Origin of the sequence: Roseofilum sp. SBFL, assembly GCF_017746885.1 — a bacterium.
GTDB lineage: Bacteria > Cyanobacteriota > Cyanobacteriia > Cyanobacteriales > Desertifilaceae > Roseofilum.
On sequence record NZ_JAGHZH010000023.1, the window covers coordinates 1 to 18,291 of the forward strand.

Consider the following 18,291-nt stretch of genomic DNA (forward strand, 5'->3'; position numbering starts at 1 on the left):
AGTACCCACCTAAGCTTTCTATCTCTCAGATGGTGAATGCCCTTAAAGGCGTTTCTAGTCGTCGATATGGTCAAGCTGGCTACCCTAAACCCTATGGAAAAGATGCCCTCTGGAGTCCTAGCTATTTTGTTAGCTCCATTGAAGGCGCGCCAATAGAAGTTCTAAAGCAGTACATTAGAGAACAAGAAAAGCCGTCCTTCTAGGACGGGGTTTTAGACCCATTCTTCTGATAAGGAATAGGGAATGGGGAACAGGCAATTTAGCAATAGTGAGTAATTCCAGTCTCCGCGTCCCCGTGTCCTCCCATCCCCTAGTCCTCCACCTTTATTGCCCCATTCCCCCACTCTCCGGGCGATTTTCCCATAAAGACCGAGGTTTTGGAGATGAAGATTGGGTGAGTCTAGCTTGTTGTAGGGCTAAAGAGGCTGCTTTTTTCACATCAGCCACAGCATCATTTAAGCCCCGTTGTAAATAAGGTAAAACGAGATCGGATCTTATGCTTCCTAGGGCAGTCATGGCAGCTTCACGCACAAAGGGACTAGCATCTTGACTCAGTTGCCCAAGAGCAGAAATGATCCGTTCGGTTTCTGAGCGCAAAGGACAGGAGGCAGCGAGTTGTCCGAGCGCTAAAGCGATTTGCTGGCGAACTTCCGGGTTCTGATGGCGTGTGTAGCCCAGTAATTGGGGTAATGCGGACAGTTGGGGCCAAGTTCCTAGCGATCGCAGAATTTGACTCGGATCGAGAGGGGCTGAAACTGTCCCAGATTCAGAGGGGGTAACCGTTTCTTGGGGTTCAGAGTTGGCGTTTAGTTCAACTCCGGAGATGGGGGGGGGGAGGGGTTAGTTGCTGAAGGAGCCGGTGCAGAGTCTGTATATGGGATCGGGGGGTCTTCAGGGGGTTTGGGTTGTTCTTCTAAGGATTGAACCGCTTGTTGAGCCTGGCTTTGATAGCGTTCTCGCTGGGCAAGGGTGACTTGGCGAATCCGCGATTCTTGAGCCACGAGGGTTTTGATTTCCTTCAGACTCTGTTGAGCGTCTTGGGTGGCTTGAGAGGGTTCTGAGGGGTCTGGACGAGCAGCTTGGGCTGGGATATCTGTGGGATGGGTTTGAGCTGATTGTTGGGCATCAGCGATCGTCTGTTCCCGGATATCTTCAACGGTCTTGTCTAACCGGAATTGATGAGAGCGCTCTAGGTCTTCAATGGCCTTCTGATGCTTCTGTTCTAAGGCTTGTTTTTGTTCGTCGAGTCTTTTTTCCATTAGCCAGTAGGCGATCGCAATCCCTGCGGCTATACCAACAATCAAGGCAATAATGGCAAACATAATCTGATTTTCCTCCAAACTGATGTCGATCCTACACCCAATGGGTTCGGCTTGTGTATTTGCCTAACCCTTCAGTAGATAACTAAGGGGCGATCGCTTAATGACTTACCTGTGAACTTTAGTCGATGTCAGCCGATCCCCAACTTTTTCCTGGGGATGACTTAACAAAAATTTACAATAATCGGTCAAATTTGGCTCTAACTCTGCCTCAATTCTGATTTTGATTAGCAAAACATAAACTTTTCTAAACGACAGAGGTGACTTTGTAACAATATCTCCCCTTTTTGCTTAAGATATGACGTTAAGCCTTCAAGCCTAATTTCGATCATACGTATATAGAGGAGAAGAACACATGGCTGATTCCAGAAATATTGAGGTGATCGCAGCCTATGGGGGTAATCCAGAGGTCGGTCACCTCTCCACCCCAGTTAGCGATTCTGCATTTACTCGCGCCTTTATTGGCAATCTTCCCGCCTATCGTAAAGGTCTTTCTGCCAGTCGCAGAGGCCTTGAAGTTGGCATGGCTCACGGTTACTTCCTGTATGGACCCTTTGTGGTACTTGGTCCCTTACGCGAAACAGAATTAGCTAACCTGGCAGGTTTATTAGCCACCATTGGTCTGATTTCGATTTTAACCATCGCTCTGTCTCTCCATGGTGCGGCTGATGTTAAATATCCCCCTGTAGAATCAGCAACTCCATCAGCTCCCTCTAATCTGTGGGATAAAGATGGTTGGGGTGACTTTGCAAGCAGCTTCTTCCTGGGCGCTTGTGGTGGTGCATTCTTTGCCTATTTCCTCTGTCTCACCCCTCACCTAGCTCCTCTACAAGAGGTTGTCAATAAGATCTGGTCTGTGGGATAGAATCTTTCTTAAACGAACCTTGAATGTGTTCAGTCCAAAGTTTCCTTTCAGGAAAACACTATAAAGTTTTAACTGCCAATTAGTCATAAGGAGTTTTTGACATGACAGGTGCTTACGCTGCTTCTTTCTTGCCGTTTATCTTGGTTCCTTTAGTCGGTTTAGTTACTCCGGCTGTAGTTATGGGTTTGTTGTTCATTCACATTGAAACTGAAGCTTAAATCCCATTAGGTTTATTTGAGCATACCGTTCATAGAAAGAATCCCGCTAGTTTAGCGGGTTTTTTTGTGGTGTAGGGGTAAAAAATGAAAAATTGTTGCCCTTACTCGCCCATCTTCAGAGCTTTAATTTGCTCAGAAAACCAATTTGCCACTTCTCCATTACTGGCTTCTTGCAAACGTGCAAGGATCTGTTCCAGAAGATCTATTGGTAAACCCGATAAAAGCTGAGAAGTATTAGATTCTTTGTATCGCTTATCTTCTTGTAACTCGAAGGCAAAAACTCGCCCTCCAATGACATCAATGACCCAATATTCAGGAATACCTAAAGCAGCGTACAAGTGCTTTTTCTCGTCTAAATCACTCGATAGGGTCGTATCTGAAATTTCACCAACCAGATCGGGAACTCGCCAACGATCTAAATCAATATAGCGTCTTTCGCCAGGATGCCAGGTGGGGTAATTCTCTCCAATATAGAGAACTAGATCGGGGGCAGCCGAACTTTGGTTAGCTTTTTCTAATAAACAGCCACCAAAAGAATTGGAGATTTGCGCAGATTTTTGACTGAACCAAAGAAAGAAGAGGATGGCGAATAAATCGCCAATATTAGAGTGATTAATTCCTTCTGAACCCATCTCGACTAATAGTTGATGTTGGTAGTAGTATAGCTTGATCCGTTCGGCGCAATCGCGATCGCGCCAGACTTGATAGTTTTCCCAACTAGAGGGTTGCCACACTTCTAAAGGATGTTGATTTTGGCGGAGATCGCAGACGAGTGAAGTCATAGGATTGCAAGCCATAATTTGACTACATCATCATTCTACCCATTACCCATAATTTTCAATTCCAAACTTTTTCTTTGAGGCGATTTGAGGGTATGGATTTCTAAAGCATGATGAAACGGTATCCGTTGCCAATCGGACACATCTTTATTGAGGGGTACCGAGAAGATTGCCCTCAATGTCCCTTTTTAAGCAGGGGGACTTTCTTCGTTTCGATGGGTCAACAAAAGGATAAACTAATGGGCGGGCTTCTGTTCATGCCCCGATCGCTTACTGGTTGAATCTTATGGTGACTTCTCCTTCTGCTCCTACCGACATCGAAAATCGTAAAGCCGATCATCTGCGGATCTGTCTAGAAGAGGATGTGCAGTTCCGACGCACGACTTCTGGATTAGAGCAGTATCGCTTTATCCATGATTGTCTGCCAGATTTAGATTATGAGGATCTCCAGGTAAAGACCTCGTTCCTGGGTAAAGAGTTAGGGTCTCCGTTTTTAATTTCTTCAATGACGGGGGGAACAGAGCAAGCGCAACAGGTTAATTTTCGTCTGGCAGCTCTTGCACAAGAGTATGGTTTGGCGATGGGAGTGGGTTCGCAACGGGTGGCAGTGGAACAACCGGAAGTAGCCGATACGTTTAATGTACGGAAAATCGCCCCCAATATTGTGTTATTGGCGAATTTGGGCGCGGTGCAATTTAACTATGGCTATGGGGTGGAGCAGTGCCAACGGGTAGTCGATTTATTGGAAGCAGATGCCTTGATTTTGCACCTGAATCCCTTGCAAGAATGTATCCAAACCCGTGGTGATAAGAATTTTAAGGGATTACTGCCCAAAATTGCCCAGGTTTGCGAGCGGTTGTCTGTACCAGTGATTGCCAAAGAGGTAGGGAATGGAATTTCTGCTCGTTGCGCTCAAAAGTTATTGGACGTAGGGGTACAGGCGATTGATGTGGCGGGTGCAGGGGGAACGTCTTGGGCTAAAGTAGAGAGCGAGCGCGCAGAAAATCAGCTCCAGCGCCGTTTGGGGCAAACGTTTGGAGATTGGGGGATTCCGACGGCTGAGTGTTTGACCCAGATTCGGCAGATGAATCGCTCGATTCCTTTGATTGCGTCGGGAGGTCTAAGAACGGGATTAGATGGGGCAAAGGCGATCGCTTTGGGCGCAGATCTGGTAGGCTTGGCTTGGCCCTTTCTACAAGCTGCCCAGCACGGGGAACAGGCACTCATTGAATTGGCTGATGTGTTGATTGCAGAACTGAAAACGGTGCTGTTCTGTACCGGCTATCCGGATCTCAGTACCCTAAAATACACCCAGAGTTTACAAAAAATGTCATGATTGATCCGATCGATTTCTACTGTTCTCGCTCTCAATTGAGTCTCAAATTATGCGTCAATTCCTGAAATATACGTTTGCCAGTATCCTGGGAACTTTGGTGAGTGTAGTCTTGTTAGGGGTTCTGGGGATGGGTGGATTCATTATCTTGCTCGCCAGTCTAGCAGCAAAAGAGACAGCTCCCCTAGTTAAAGATCGGTCCGTTTTGGTGTTGGATTTGGGGTTACGAATTAATGACACGGAACCGAGTTCAACAACGACTACGGCGATTAATGAGGCGCTTTCGGGAACGACGAAACGGACGATTACCCTGCGGCAATTTTTGGATGCGGTGGAGGGGGCGATCGCCGATGAGCGCATTGTGGGCTTATATTTGCAAGGAACAGATGCCGATATGGCAGTCGGTTGGGCGAATTTACGGGAAATTCGAGCAGCACTGAAACAGTTTCGGGAAGCAGGAAAACCGATTATTGCTTACGATTTGAGTTGGAGTCAAAAGGAATATTATTTAGCTTCAGTGGCTAATCGGGTAATTATGCATCCGATGGGAAATCTGGAGTTAAATGGCTTGAGTTCAGAGGTGATGTTTTTAGGGGGAGCGCTACAAAAGTATGGTGTGGGGATTCAGGTTGTCCGCGCTGGCAAGTATAAATCGGCAGTAGAACCGTTTACGTCTACGAAGTTATCGACGGAAAATCGCCAACAAATTCAGGCATTACTCGATAGTCTTTGGGGTGATTTTCGAGAACAGGTGAGTGGAGATCGCCCGATAAATGCGGCACAAATTCAAGTTCTTGCTAATAATAATGGTATTTTATTCGCTAATGATGCCCAAGAGAGGGGCTTTGTGGATGAGATTTGGTTTGACGATCAGGTGATTGAGGATCTCAAGGCATTAACCGAGAGTAAGGAAGACGCGGAAAGTTTTCGGAAAATTAGTTTTCCTATATATGCAAGTGTTCCCAAAGAGATTGATTTGGCAGTGGATCGCACTTCGGAGGAAAAAGTGGCTTTGGTGTATGCCGAAGGAGCTATTGTAGATGGTCAAGGACGAGTAGGAGAAAATGAAATTGGCGGCGATCGCTATGCATCCATTTTACGGGATTTGCGCTTAGACGATCGGGTAAAAGCAGTGGTTTTACGGATTAATAGTCCGGGGGGCAGTGCAACGGCTTCGGAGAGGGTTCGACGGGAGTTAGAGTTAATTCAAGCTGCGAACAAACCAGTGATTGTATCTATGGGGAATTATGCTGCTTCTGGGGGCTATTGGATTGCGACAGCCAGCGATCGCATCTTAGCAGAACCGAATACGATTACTGGTTCAATCGGTGTGTTTGGCATTTTACCTAACTTGCAACAAATAGCCAATGAGAATGGGATTACTTGGGATGTGGTTAAAACCGGATTATATGCTGATTTGGGCAGTAGCGCTCGCCCCCGATCTCCTGGCGAACTCAGTTTATATCAACAGAATGTGAATCGAATTTATCAACAATTCCTGCAAACCGTGGCAGAATCCCGTAGTTTAACGGTGGCACAAGTTAATCAAATTGCCCAAGGTCGCGTATGGTCAGGAAAAGAAGCTCAGGGGATCAATTTAGTAGATGAGTTGGGAGGGTTGCAAGAGGCGATCGCCCAAGCCGCAGAAATGGCTGAATTAGGAGAAGATTGGCAACTCGAAGAATATCCCCAAACTCGCAGTTTAGAAGAGCGATTAATTGAGCAATTAATCGGCATTCGTCATACTCCAGAAGCTTCGGATTGGTTGATGGAAGAAGTGGAGAAACTCAAAGCAGAAGTGGATGAGTTAAGAACCCTCAATGACCCCTTGAGCATGTATACTCGAATGCCATTTTATTTGGAGATTGATTAAGGAAGGGTTTACTTTTATCAAACCGGGAAAAATAGTGAACCCTCGCCAGCAGTGGCACGGATGAGAGCAGTCAAGGCGAAACAACTGAATAAAATCGGTTAAAATGTAATGATTTCCAATAGGATTTAGTTCTATGACTCTTGCTATTCAACGCTTTACCCTAGAAGAATATCTGCACTACGATGATGGTACGGATACGATCTATGAATTAGTGAATGGAGAATTAGTCGCAATGGCACTCGGAACTGGACGGCATGGTGCGATCGCTAAGTTTTTGGTGAATACATTCGATGCAGAAAGTAGCCGCTTACATCAAGAATGGACAGCACTACAGGCTATTGTAGCGGTTCAATCTCCCCGTGGCGATCGCTTCGATACTTCCCGTGTTCCCGATGTAGTAGTGCTACCGAAAGAACAATGGCGTAATTTGCAGAACCGGGAAGCGATCGTTCTCTTGAATCAACCATCACCTCTATTAGTCGTAGAAGTCGCTAGTCCATCGACTCAAACCATTGATTATCGCGCTAAACGGACAGAATACTGTGTGTTAGATATTCCCGAATACTGGATCGTCGATCCCTTAGAGGATAAAGTTACTATTTTTACGTTATCTGAAGGTTGGTATGATGAAGCTGTATTTACAGGAGGAGATCGCCTCATTTCACCCACTTTCCCCGAACTCAATTTAACTGCCCACCAAGTTTTGCAAAGTGATTAACCGTTTATAATCAAGATTACCCATTACCCAATGAATTAAGGAATATAAGTCCCCATCAATTTACCTTCTGCATCATACAATTCCAACGCAATACCTGCCGTTCGACTAATATTTTCCAGAGCATTTTGAACACTTTGCACATGCTCATCAACAGAAGTAAACGTCGTTAAATCTCCACGACCTCTAGCCTGAATAAGTGTTTGACGAACCGTTTTGACATAATCAGACGTTAGAGTAACTTTCAATAAATTCTGACTGACTGTATATTCACAGATTTTCGGTAGACCGGCACAAGTTTGATTTAAATCATTTCGCGCTTGTTCCAACCGGTTGGCTTGCTGTAGTTTTTGCTCTGCTGAGAGTAACGATCCTTGATAAACATTGACTAGGGGAGATGCTTTACTATAATAAAAACTATCGCTCGGAACTTGCTGTAAATAATTCACTGCTTGACTCCAATGACCCACTGCTAGAGCTAATTCATTACTTTGTTCAAATTCCTTCGCTTTATCCGCTAACGTTAGGGCTTGATTATAAGTATCACTAGCAATTTCTTCCTTTAAGAGTCTCTCTCGGCTGGCTTGAAACTGGGTTTCATAGACATCTAAAAGCTGATTAGCCTCGACTTTAGCTTGAGTCCCCTGGGGAATATTTTTCAAGCCATTAATTGCCGTATTCCAACTGCCATAGGCCTGTTGCCAATTTTCAAGGGATTGAGCAATCCCTTGACGAGTTTTAGCCAGATCTGCGGCCTGTTTTGCCCGTTCTAAATTCTGTTGCGCTTGTTGTTCAACTTGGAGCCGATTTTGAATGGCTTCTAGATTTTGTTCATATTCTTTTAGCTTGGTGTTGACTAAGGGATAAATGGTTTCAGCCATAGAAACTTGTTGTAAATTTTTTACGGCTTCCAGCCAAAGTTGCTCGACTTCTTTCCAAGTTTCCAGAGGATGGGGAGGGTTCACACTTAGTTGGGCGGCTTCACTGGCTTGGGAAAAGGCGTTAACGATCCGATCGAGATTATCGGTATGCATTGTATTGCGTCGCATGAATTCTTGAGCTTGGGCAAAATAGGGAGACCAAAAGGGAATTCGTTCGACTTGAGAAATTGCTTCTTGTAACTGTTGTTGCGCTTGTACCAATCTTTGGGGGTTATCCGTAGTTTCTGAGGTTTGGATCGCAACTTGGCCGAGGCGTTGGGCAGTTTCTAGGGGAATGCAAGTGGCGATCGCACAGGGACGAGTCATCATATACATCACTCCTCCGGCGATCGTCAGCCCCAAAAGCCCTGCAATTCCCCAACCCCAAGTAAATAAGCGAGAGGGCGGTTGAGCTGGGGTAAGGGACTGGGATGGAGTCGCCTCTGGCAGAGATTGATTCTCTAGATTAAAAGACTGGGAAAAGTAGGGGCGTTTTTGTCCTGCTACCCGCACAAAAATCCGTCCTTGGCGACCGATCGACGGTCGATACTTTCCAATATCTTGTTGCAGTTGGGCAAAGATCCGTTGGGTATCCGGTTGAATTTTGGCAGTATGTTGAGCTAAAACCATTAAGCTGCCATTTTGTAGTAAACATTGAACCCGAAAGGCTGGCCCATGGGGAAGTTTACTATTGAGGTTTTTTTGGAGATGCTGGGTGAGAACTTGGAGTGGGCTACACTCCTGCTTAGTCGCCATAGTCAGCGGGAAGGGTTAAAGAAGGAGTGGACAAAACAATGTATGGCTATTGTAACCAAAAGTTATAGCGCGACGCGCTGGTCATGGGTAATGGGCTATTTTCCCAATCCCTATACTTGAATTAATCACAACAGACGCGGCGTAATCCTAACCATCCTCCTAAACCGCCCACCAATGCACCAAAAACCAGCAGTAGGAAAAATAGGGTTGTGGTATCGGTATAAAGATCCCAATAGGAATCCTGAAAGTGGGAGAGCAGAGGAATAACGGATAACTCTTGGGTGAATAACTTGAGGGATATCTGCTCAAAGCCTTGAACAATGCTCCAGGCGATCGCCCCCCCAACACCCCCTAAAATTACTCCTTGCATCATAAATGGTAAGCGAATCCACCAGCGGGAGGCTCCCACCAAGTGCATAATTTCAATTTCTCGGCGACGGGAGACCACAATTAACTCAATGGTCGTGGTCATAACGGCGATCGCGCTCACCATTAACACCATGGTCACCCCCAAACTCAACACCCGCAACCCCCGGTTAATCGTCGATAGTATGTCTAACGCTGCTTCTCCATAAATCACCTCATTAACCCCTGAAAACTGCTCTAACTGGGGAACCAAAGCCCTCAATGCCTCTGGAGATCGAGCCTTCACCCTCAACTCATCCACTAAAGGATTGATCGGTAAAATCTCGGTAGCCGAATTAGGAGAATTTAAGCCCAACTCCGTCAGCAAACCCATCCAAGCTTCCTCCTTGGCGATCGCTTCCACCTCGACCACTCCCGGCAGATCCTCCACCTTCGCCACCAACGGCTTCGCGCTCCAGTCCGCCTCTAAATATACCGATACCTCCAACTGGCTCCCAAACTGATTCACCAAACCCTCCAACTGCCAAGCCACCTGCCAACTTAACCCAAACAAAAATAACAACACCGTCACCGTACTAATTGCGGCCCAATTCATCCATCCCCCACGGCGCAGCCCTAACTGCACCTCACTCCACAGATAGCCCAACTGAACCCCCATCAGAAAAATCCTCATTTAAATAGCGATCGCTTTGAAAATTAGCATAAACCTGCTATCTTGTGACCCAGAAACATCAACCCTCTGTTCTGAACCTAATCGCCTTCATCCCACAACAGCCCAAAAAATCAGCAGTTTTCCGGAAAGCCACGAAAATTTTGTGTTGATGGGGGAGAACCAAGCATACAATTAGGAATCAGGCCACAGCGCTCCCCTAGGTTTTCTGGGAGTTGTCATCTAAAATAAACAAGTCCTAACGGTGAGGTAGTGAACAAATGTCAACAATCTTTGGAACTCCTGGTAACGACCTTTTACAGGGAACATCTGGTTCCGATAATATCTTCGGCTTAGAAGGCAACGATTTTCTCGAAGGGAGAGAATCAGGTGACTTCCTCTCCGGCAACCAACAAAACGATTTCCTCTCCGGCAACACCGGTAATGACAGCCTCAGAGGAGGGATGAATAACGATACCCTCTTCGGCGGACAAGGCGATGATACCCTCCTCGGAGATCTAGGGGATGACATTGTATCCGGAGACCTAGGCAATGATTCCCTATTAGGCAACCAAGGCAACGACCAACTCCTCGGAGGCATGGGGAATGATATCCTCTACGGGGGACAAGACCAAGATACTCTCTATGGAGGGCAAGGCACAGACTCCCTCTTTGGAGACTTAGGAAACGACACACTATTTGGCGACCTCGGCTCCGATACCCTCACAGGAGGAGCAGGTCGCGATATTTTTGTCCTCTCGCGCAAGAGTGTGGCTGGCCAAAACCCCACCACAGGCGGCCCCGCGATTACCGATGCGGACATTATTACAGACTTTCAAGACGGGCTAGACCTCATTGGTCTTCAAGAAGGCCTTCTATTTCCCAACATCTCCATTCAAGCAGGAACTGGGACATTCGCCGGCAGTACCGTTATCCAAGACCTAGTAACCGGTAACTTCTTAGCTATTGTTCAAGGAGTGAATCCAGCCCAGATTACTGCAGATGACTTTACAACAGATTTAGTCAACCCCATCACTAGTCCAACTCCAACTCCCACTCCAACTCCCACTCCAACCCCAACTCCAACCCCAACTCCACCGGTTCCTTCCACAGTAACCCTCACATTAAATGATGGAGTAGCATTTGAATCGGATACAGCAAATACAGCTACATTCACCGTTACTCGAACAGGAGGAAGTACAGCAGCAGCACTCACTGTGAACTATACTATTGGCGGCACAGCAACTAATGGTACAGATTATCAAGCCCTCAGTGGAAGTGTTACTATTCCTGCTGGGGCAACTAGCGCCGTGATTACTATTACACCAACAGATAATTTCCTCCAAGATGGCAGAAGAGATGTAACCTTAACCTTAGATAACAGTGGTTTTTACGTTGTTGGAACTCCTAATACAGGTACAGCAAGCATCTATGACAATGATTTGATGTATGTTGCTCCTGCTTATACCACTGCTGGAGATACAGTTGAAGGAGGGCAAGCTGTTGTTGGACTTAATGCCTTTAGTACATTAGCCGATGGAGTCACCCGACCTGGAGTTGCTGGACAAAATGCATCTCCTCCAAAAGTGATTGTTCGTCCCGGAACCTATACAGAACTAGTTGATATTGGTAAACCCATAACTGTTAGCGGCGATGCGGGAGCTATTATTGGTACAGGCGCACCTTCGGGTATAAATATAAACAATAATGCTGGTGATGGTCTAGTCGTCATTGAAGGTCTAACCTTTGATAATACAACTAATGCACTTGGAGCAATTACTATTGATCCTGATGGTATTGGCTCAGGAAGAAACACCATTATTCAGAACAACACTTTCCGAAATATTGCCATTGGTAGTGCTATTTTTGAATCCGGTAACGCTAATCCCCCAGGTGGCGGACAAGCCACAGACAACTTGACCATTACTGGCAACACCTTTACCAATATTAATGGTGTAAACCAAGATGCGATTCGGATTCAAGGCGCAAGCAACGTCACAATTCAGGGTAATACGATTGACCAAGTCACAGGTAGTGGTGGTCGTGGAATAAATGTCAGTGGTCTGGAAACTGCAACTATTTCTGGAAACACCATTAGTAATATAAATGAAGATGGCATTCAGCTTGCCAACAACGTTGCTCCATTTGTTACCCAAGGTGTAACCATTTCAAATAATACGATCACCAATGCAAATACTGCTGGAGCTGCTGGTAATACCACCAATGGTGGTATCCGGTTACGTGATGGCAACTTTACCGGTATGAATACTATTTCTGGAAATATCATCAATACTCCAGGGAACTCTGCATTAGTATATAGAAATGGATTTGCTGCTGTGGCACAAGGTGTATTAACCATTACAGGAAACACCTTGAATCGAGGAACTAATGGTGGTCAATTTGCAATTGATAATGATAGTACAGCAGCAATTTTTATCGCTAACGCGACGAACCTTGTTCCAGGAACAGCAGCAGCTACAGGATTAACTAATGCAAATTCTGCTGGTTTAGTTAATAATGGTGGAGGGATAACTTTTGTCTAAATTTCCAATTTAGTGAATCAATCAGTCACGGTAATCAGCACGTAGTAGGGTGGGCAGGATCATGAGTGATAATGCAGTTTCTACAACTTTTGCCCTGCCAAGCCTACGAGGATTTGCTAGGTAGCGAGTCTAGCTAGTCCTGTCGTGGTGGAACTCGATGATAGCTCTTAAAGTTCAGATATGATGGATTTAGCTAGTTGGGTGAGTAAGGAAGGGAACTTATTGATATTGAAATGAGTAAGAAAAAGTTGAAGAAGATGTCTAATGACGATTTCTTGCTGGGAAATTGCCATCTCTTCCCAATCTGGATCGACTTCGATATCTGTACTATTTTCCTGAAGTCAGATTTTGCCGTTAATTTGGATTTTTTTCTGCTCTCTATCTTGCCAGAAAAGAGAGTTCTTTTCTCCATCTATTCTTAACATTCAACACTTCTGGGTTGGGAGTTACTCCAGACTCAATAGCCTTAAATCTAGTCTTGAGTTTGTTAAACTTACATTAACCCATTCCGATCGCCCATGACTGAAGACAATACGATCCGCATCCAAGGAGCGAGACAGCATAATCTCAAGAATATCGATCTGGAACTACCGCGCGATCGCCTGATTGTCTTCACTGGGGTGTCCGGATCGGGCAAATCCTCCCTCGCTTTTGATACCATCTTTGCCGAAGATCAACGGTGCTATGTAGGCGATCGCTCCAGCAGATTATCCAGATTGCATATAAAATTACATTTCATAGCCATTCCAGTCTTGTGTAGTCACTTCTACTTCTCCAACTCTGGGAATGGTTAAATTAAACTGAAAAACGATCTGCTTATTTTCAATAGTAATATTTCTTATATCTATAAAACTTTTATCTGGCAAAAGTCCATCAGGCGAAACGGAGCGTTCTGACTTATTTTTATACCCTGACTCTTCTAACCATTCTGTAACATTTCTCCAATTCTCCACCTGAGAATTACTTTTCCCCACCAGACTTTTCACGTAAACATACAGAGTCCTACACACCTCACTTTCCACACCTTTAACACTTTTGTGCAGGTGTTGTGCCACTTCTGCGGGCGAGAAGCCACACAGCAAACCCCGTAAATGTAACTTTTCCACCGGAGTCAACCGTTTTCCCTTAGCCGATGCCAAGTCGGTATACAACGTCTCCAAGTCCCATTCCTTCGCCGCTTCAGCAAACTGCACGTTACTTGATGGCATATAACACCTAATTTAAAAAAATTTTACCTAGCCAAATTATAGCTCAATTTACAGCGATCGCTATGTCACGGCTGAGATTAACTGGTTTACGCTTATAGAAAAGCCTCACACTGGCTAACCTAGTTGGGTTTGCCTCTTTAACCCAACAGCCACAAACGTAAAATTTGAGCTTAGTAGGGAACAAGAAATGATAGAACTTGAATTTGCTGACAATCCAGAACCTCGCTGTCCCGTTGTTTTGCTTCTGGATACCTCTAGTTCGATGTCAGGCGCACCGATTACACAGCTAAATGCTGGTGTAGCTACATTTCAACAAGAAGTACAGCGAGATCCAACAGCATCTCTCCGAGTTGAAGTGGCTATTATTGCCTTTTCTAGCGATGCACAACTTGTGCAAGATTTTGTCACTCTCGACCAGTTTAATCCACCTCAACTACAAGCAAATGGTTTGACAGCAATGGGTCAAGCAATAGAATTAGCCCTCGATCAAGTCGAACGCCGTAAAACAGAATACAAAAACAACTCAATTCAATACTACCAACCCTGGATATTTTTAATCACAGATGGTGAACCTAATGATAGTTGGCAAAATGCTGCACAACGAGTTAGACAAGCTGATGCTGATCGTAAAGTGAGCTTTTTCGCTATAGGTGTTCAGGGAGCAAACATCAATACTCTCAGACAAATTGCTCCAGCCAATACTCCTCCCCTCATGCTTGATGGTTTGAAGTTTACAGACCTCTTCCGTTGGCTCTCTGATTCCATGAAACGAGTCTCTAGTAGCAAGGTTGGTAGCGGACAGCTTTCTCTACCTCCGGTCAGTGGTTGGGCACAAGTTAACACTTAAAAGTGAGGTTCAATGTCAATTATGCAATGGCAAGCTGTGGCCTGTAGCGAAATAGGAACGAAACACATCCAAAAAGGAATTCCTTGCCAAGATTATGGAAGCTATCAGATTTTATCTGGTGGTCAAGTAGTCATTGGGGCTGTTTCTGATGGCTTAGGAAGTGCTTCTCGCTCAGAATTAGGCTCTAAAAAAGCGGTTGAAATAGCTCTCATACAACTCTCTAAAGTTGCATCTGAGTTAACACTTAACCAGCAGCCACCAGAGCAAGAAAGGGCCAGAAAAATGTTTACAGATCTGGTCATAATCGTCCAACAGGAGCTTGAAAAGGTAGCCCATCAGCAAAACTGTCTTGTTGATGACTTAGCTTGTACATTGCTTGCATTTATCGCTACACCGACTTGGCTGGCTGCTATGCAAGTCGGTGATGGCTCAATCGTAGTACGTCCCTATTCTCCAAGCAACACTGATGAAGAGTATGAGCTTCTATTTAGACCCGATAAAAGTGGATATGTCAATGAATTAACCCCCGTAACGGAATCTCGTGCTATTGAGGAGATGCAAACAGATGTCCGATCCAACTTATGCGAGTTCATTTGTGTAGCAACTGATGGAGTAGAAAATATTGCCTTACTTAAACGAGAGAACTGGAAGCCTTTTCCAGGTTTTTTTAGTCCTCTCGAACAATGTATGTTCTCAGAGAAAAGTTTAACTCAAAAACAAGAGGAAATACGTGCCACTCTAAATACGGATAAGCTAAATCAAAAAACCGATGATGATAAAACATTACTTTTATGTATCTATGGTAACATCCCTTCTCGTAAAACACGAAAACCAATTCAACAGATACCACCTCAAGACAATTCTACAAGTGAAACTAGATCTCCAGAAACGCAATTTACTAAAGAATTGTCAAAGATAATAGCAATCGATCTCAAAAACAAGGGAATTAATTACACCATCAGATTATCCAATAAAAGCAGTCATACAAAAATAGGTATTTTTCTTGAGCCAAATCAGATACCAATAGATAGGAGACTAATCAAGATAATTGAGGAGTCTATTGATGGATATAAAAAGCAAATTATGTCCATTGAAACAATTGAAATTTATGAATTAGATAAGGATGCCATAAATAAGCCAAAGATCCTTCAAAGATTGACGATCAAAAATGCTTTAAAAAAGGATATTATAAGAACATCATGTATCGCCGCAACAATTGCAATACTAATGACCTTGATTTCCATTATTTTGATTAATAATTCAATTTTGTTAAACCTAAGTTTAACAGCAAAGCTAGATGCAGGAATTGCTATAAAAGTTTTTATTTTGTTTTTAGTTAATTTTAGTCTATTTGCATACATTATAGTTCCTGGTTTTAGGAGTAATTAAAGTAATGCGTGTTTTAAGGTGTCAAAAAAATGGCGAAAGAATTGAATTAATTAAAGAGATCGCATCGGCTGGAGAAGGAATTATTTGGAAAACTAACAAACCAGGTTTTTTGGCAAAAGAATATAAAAAAACTATAAATCCAGAGCAAATACAAAAATTAAATGTCATGGTAGACAATCCACCATCGACCCAATTGCAAGGTCATGTTGCTATCGCATGGCCACAATGTGTGCTTGAAAATAAATCTAGTAAACCAGTTGGTTTTCTGATGCCGGAAATAAGGAATTCTATGACTTTAATTGAGGTGTATAATCCTAAACTTAGAAACAAAAAAGCATCCGGATTTAACTGGAATTACTTGCATATTACAGCTTATAATATTGCTAATATCGTTCATGAACTTCATAGAAAAAACTATGTTATATGTGACATAAAACCTCACAACATCTTGGTTAATGACAGAGCGCAAGCTTCGATTATTGATACCGATTCTTTTCAAATCACTGATCCAAAAAACTTGAAGATTTATCGAAGTTCTATGGGTTCAGGAGAATTCACACCTCCTGAAATGTTTAATGTTGACTTTAAGAAAGTAGATCGCTCTGAAATTCAAGACCGTTTTGGGTTAGCAGTAATTATTTGGCAATTGCTTTTTGGTTCCCACCCATTTTTAGGACAATGGCGGGGAACTGGTGACCATCCTGATATTGATACATTAATTCATGGTGGGCACTGGGTTTATGGTAAAAATTCTAAACTAGCCCCATCTTCATTTTCAATGCCTCTCAGCATTGTTCATCCTGAAATCAAAAGACTTTTTCATAAATGCTTTGATGATGGTCATAAACAGCCTTATGCTCGACCAACCGCAGAAGATTGGAAAAATGCCTTAACGTTAGGAATTCAAGATTTAACTGACTGTTCAGTTGAAATCAATCACAAGTATAGCAAGACCTATGGCAAATGTTATTGGTGCGAGAGAAAAAATACGCTAAAGGGCTATGACGTATTTACTAGCTTGGGAAAACCCAAACCCAAGCCTACACCGACACCTACACCACCAAAGCCACCAAAGCAACCTGTGACTATAAAGCCACCTGTGACTATTCCTTCACCACCACAACCAGCGACACCTGTATATCCTCCTAAATATCAAGGCTCACTAGCTCTATTGTCTACACCTATTTGGGTTAAAACTTTAGCTATCCTTGGAGTGATTTCAACCTTAACTACAACTGCTCTTGGTTTCTTTTCTTATTACCAGTATCAGCAACTACAGGAACTTGAACAACAGATTGAGCGGAAGCTTCAAGAAGAGAATTTAAATTTAAGTCCACTTTTACCTGAAAACACAGCATTATCCTCTTTGGAATATTCTAGATTGGATCAAGTTAAGATCAAGTTTGGAGAAATTAAAATGCGTGTATCCTGGGAACTGGCTAATTTTAGAAATATGAAAAAAGACCAACAATCTTTTGTTTATATAGCAAATCAAAATTTAATCAATCATTTAGAGAAAGAACAGTCTTCACTTTCTGGGGAAATATCCACTTTAGAATATCGAGTCCAAGAGTTAAAAGAACAATTAGAAGATAGAAATGAAGAAATTGAAAATTTAAAAGAGGACAATCAAGATCTCAAAAATAAAGTGAGATATCGCGAACAACGAATCGAGAGCTTACGTGAACAAAACAAAGATATCAGGGAAGAAAAAAATGAATTAAACAATCAATTAGAACGCTTGAAAAGAAGAATTAATGACTTAGAGGGTACAAATTCCTCAAGGTTTGATTGGGAAGGTATTAGAAACTCAGAATATAAGTAGAAAAATTTGCTGAAAGATTGAGGAAATTGGGAATTGATCTCAGTAAGTTGGCTTAGTAATGGATTATTTTGCTATGGGTATAGTTGAACGGTTGTTTTCCCCTACAGATCCTCGCAAATTTCTTAGCCAAAGCCTATTTCACTAATTCTTCGCGATCGCGCCACATGCTAATAATCTAACCTGCTGTTAGACTTTTTTGCTGATAAATCCACAATTTCTCGATCGCTTTCTGCTTGCTGTTTTTGCAAATCAGCAAAGATAGCTTTTAGGTCATGGTTGAATAGAGCAGAATACTCTTGACGAATTCTGTGGATTTCCTCAACAATAGGATCTTGATACATAATTAAACCTCCACTTGGATTTTAACGTACAATCTAGTCTGAGTCTATCGAACTCACCTTAACCCAAAGATGATCGCCCATGACCGAAGACAATACGATCCGCATCCGAGGAGCGAGAGAGCATAATCTCAAGAATATCGATCTGGAACTGCCGCGCGATCGCCTCATTGTGTTTACCGGAGTTTTGGGATTGGGGAAATCATTGTTATTGCTATGATCGAAGTGCTATCCCATCATTGGAGAACCCATGATACTCCAGTATAATCCTACAGATCGCCTACCTTCGGCTAAAGACCTGCCCGACTCTGACGAGACTCCTGTGGATAACGAACTACAAGATTTAAT

At 43.5% G+C, this 18,291-nt stretch carries 18 protein-coding genes and 1 pseudogene; 12 read left to right on the forward strand and 7 right to left on the reverse strand.

The features are described 5' to 3' along the window. Positions 1 to 203 (forward strand): transposase (locus tag J7545_RS01940; RefSeq protein WP_318719060.1); only part of this gene is annotated, 203 nt, incomplete at its 5' end. Between the two features lie 121 nt (positions 204 to 324). Here J7545_RS01940 and J7545_RS01945 read toward each other — a convergent pair. Together J7545_RS01945 and J7545_RS01950 are read right to left on the reverse strand one after the other, a co-directional pair. Then, complete coding sequence (locus J7545_RS01945; RefSeq protein WP_318719065.1) at positions 325 to 825, reverse strand: HEAT repeat domain-containing protein; 501 nt, start codon at positions 823 to 825, stop codon at positions 325 to 327. Then, entirely contained in the window at positions 807 to 1,322 is a 516-nt protein-coding gene (locus tag J7545_RS01950) for a hypothetical protein (protein WP_318719061.1), read from the reverse strand. Before J7545_RS01950 ends, J7545_RS01945 begins: the two co-directional genes overlap by 19 nt. 352 nt (positions 1,323 to 1,674) lie before the next feature. On the opposite strand from J7545_RS01950, the gene J7545_RS01955 reads away from it, so the two are divergent. Together J7545_RS01955 and J7545_RS01960 are read left to right on the forward strand one after the other, a co-directional pair. Next, positions 1,675 to 2,184: a photosystem I reaction center subunit XI gene (locus tag J7545_RS01955; RefSeq protein ID WP_318700063.1), complete on the forward strand. Its 510-nt coding sequence runs from the start codon at positions 1,675 to 1,677 to the stop codon at positions 2,182 to 2,184. Between the two features lie 101 nt (positions 2,185 to 2,285). Next, entirely contained in the window at positions 2,286 to 2,402 is a 117-nt protein-coding gene (locus J7545_RS01960; protein ID WP_271940214.1) for a photosystem I reaction center subunit VIII, read from the forward strand. A 101-nt stretch (positions 2,403 to 2,503) separates the two neighbouring features. Here J7545_RS01960 and J7545_RS01965 read toward each other — a convergent pair whose 3' ends face one another. Next, positions 2,504 to 3,184 carry a Uma2 family endonuclease gene (locus J7545_RS01965; protein ID WP_318700062.1) on the reverse strand — a complete coding sequence of 227 codons (681 nt, stop codon included), beginning with the start codon at positions 3,182 to 3,184 and terminating at the stop codon, positions 2,504 to 2,506. A gap of 283 nt (positions 3,185 to 3,467) precedes the next feature. Here J7545_RS01965 and fni point away from each other — a divergent pair, with 283 nt between their 5' ends. From fni to J7545_RS01980, 3 genes are all read left to right on the forward strand, one after another. Then, positions 3,468 to 4,517, forward strand: coding sequence for a type 2 isopentenyl-diphosphate Delta-isomerase (gene fni, locus J7545_RS01970; RefSeq protein WP_318700061.1), 1,050 nt, complete (start codon positions 3,468 to 3,470; stop codon positions 4,515 to 4,517). Between the two features lie 49 nt (positions 4,518 to 4,566). Beyond that, a complete protein-coding gene (gene sppA / locus J7545_RS01975) occupies positions 4,567 to 6,387 on the forward strand; it encodes a signal peptide peptidase SppA (RefSeq protein ID WP_318700060.1) in 1,821 nt (606 codons plus the stop codon). A 133-nt stretch (positions 6,388 to 6,520) separates the two neighbouring features. Further along, positions 6,521 to 7,105, forward strand: coding sequence for a Uma2 family endonuclease (locus J7545_RS01980; protein ID WP_318700059.1), 585 nt, complete (start codon positions 6,521 to 6,523; stop codon positions 7,103 to 7,105). Between the two features lie 35 nt (positions 7,106 to 7,140). On the opposite strand, the gene J7545_RS01985 is transcribed toward J7545_RS01980, so the two are convergent. Together J7545_RS01985 and J7545_RS01990 are read right to left on the reverse strand one after the other, a co-directional pair. Further along, on the reverse strand, positions 7,141 to 8,778 hold the full coding sequence (locus J7545_RS01985) for a hypothetical protein (protein ID WP_318719062.1): 1,638 nt from the start codon (positions 8,776 to 8,778) through the stop codon (positions 7,141 to 7,143). A 121-nt stretch (positions 8,779 to 8,899) separates the two neighbouring features. Beyond that, positions 8,900 to 9,802, reverse strand: a complete 903-nt coding sequence (locus J7545_RS01990) for an ABC transporter permease (RefSeq protein WP_318719063.1) — start codon at positions 9,800 to 9,802, stop codon at positions 8,900 to 8,902. A 272-nt stretch (positions 9,803 to 10,074) separates the two neighbouring features. Between J7545_RS01990 and J7545_RS01995 the strand changes: the two genes are divergently transcribed. Both J7545_RS01995 and J7545_RS02000 read left to right on the forward strand, forming a co-directional pair. Continuing rightward, positions 10,075 to 12,336 carry a right-handed parallel beta-helix repeat-containing protein gene (locus J7545_RS01995; protein WP_318700056.1) on the forward strand — a complete coding sequence of 754 codons (2,262 nt, stop codon included), beginning with the start codon at positions 10,075 to 10,077 and terminating at the stop codon, positions 12,334 to 12,336. 518 nt (positions 12,337 to 12,854) lie between these two features. Next, positions 12,855 to 13,040: pseudogene (locus J7545_RS02000) on the forward strand (hypothetical protein); the annotation flags it as partial. Between the two features lie 24 nt (positions 13,041 to 13,064). Here J7545_RS02000 and J7545_RS02005 read toward each other — a convergent pair. Next, complete coding sequence (locus tag J7545_RS02005; protein WP_318700055.1) at positions 13,065 to 13,544, reverse strand: hypothetical protein; 480 nt, start codon at positions 13,542 to 13,544, stop codon at positions 13,065 to 13,067. A gap of 187 nt (positions 13,545 to 13,731) precedes the next feature. On the opposite strand from J7545_RS02005, the gene J7545_RS02010 reads away from it, so the two are divergent. The 3 genes from J7545_RS02010 to J7545_RS02020 are packed head-to-tail and all read left to right on the forward strand — an operon-like array spanning position 13,732 to position 17,605. Continuing rightward, positions 13,732 to 14,391, forward strand: a complete 660-nt coding sequence (locus J7545_RS02010; protein ID WP_318700054.1) for a vWA domain-containing protein — start codon at positions 13,732 to 13,734, stop codon at positions 14,389 to 14,391. Positions 14,392 to 14,412: 21 nt separating this feature from the next. Next, positions 14,413 to 15,780, forward strand: coding sequence for a PP2C family serine/threonine-protein phosphatase (locus tag J7545_RS02015; RefSeq protein WP_318700053.1), 1,368 nt, complete (start codon positions 14,413 to 14,415; stop codon positions 15,778 to 15,780). Between the two features lie 4 nt (positions 15,781 to 15,784). Next, positions 15,785 to 17,605: a protein kinase domain-containing protein gene (locus J7545_RS02020; RefSeq protein WP_318700052.1), complete on the forward strand. Its 1,821-nt coding sequence runs from the start codon at positions 15,785 to 15,787 to the stop codon at positions 17,603 to 17,605. A 167-nt stretch (positions 17,606 to 17,772) separates the two neighbouring features. Here J7545_RS02020 and J7545_RS02025 read toward each other — a convergent pair whose 3' ends face one another. Further along, entirely contained in the window at positions 17,773 to 17,946 is a 174-nt protein-coding gene (locus J7545_RS02025) for a hypothetical protein (RefSeq protein WP_318700051.1), read from the reverse strand. Between the two features lie 79 nt (positions 17,947 to 18,025). Here J7545_RS02025 and J7545_RS02030 point away from each other — a divergent pair, with 79 nt between their 5' ends. Further along, entirely contained in the window at positions 18,026 to 18,163 is a 138-nt protein-coding gene (locus tag J7545_RS02030) for a hypothetical protein (protein WP_318700050.1), read from the forward strand. The last annotated feature ends 128 nt before the right edge of the window (positions 18,164 to 18,291 follow it).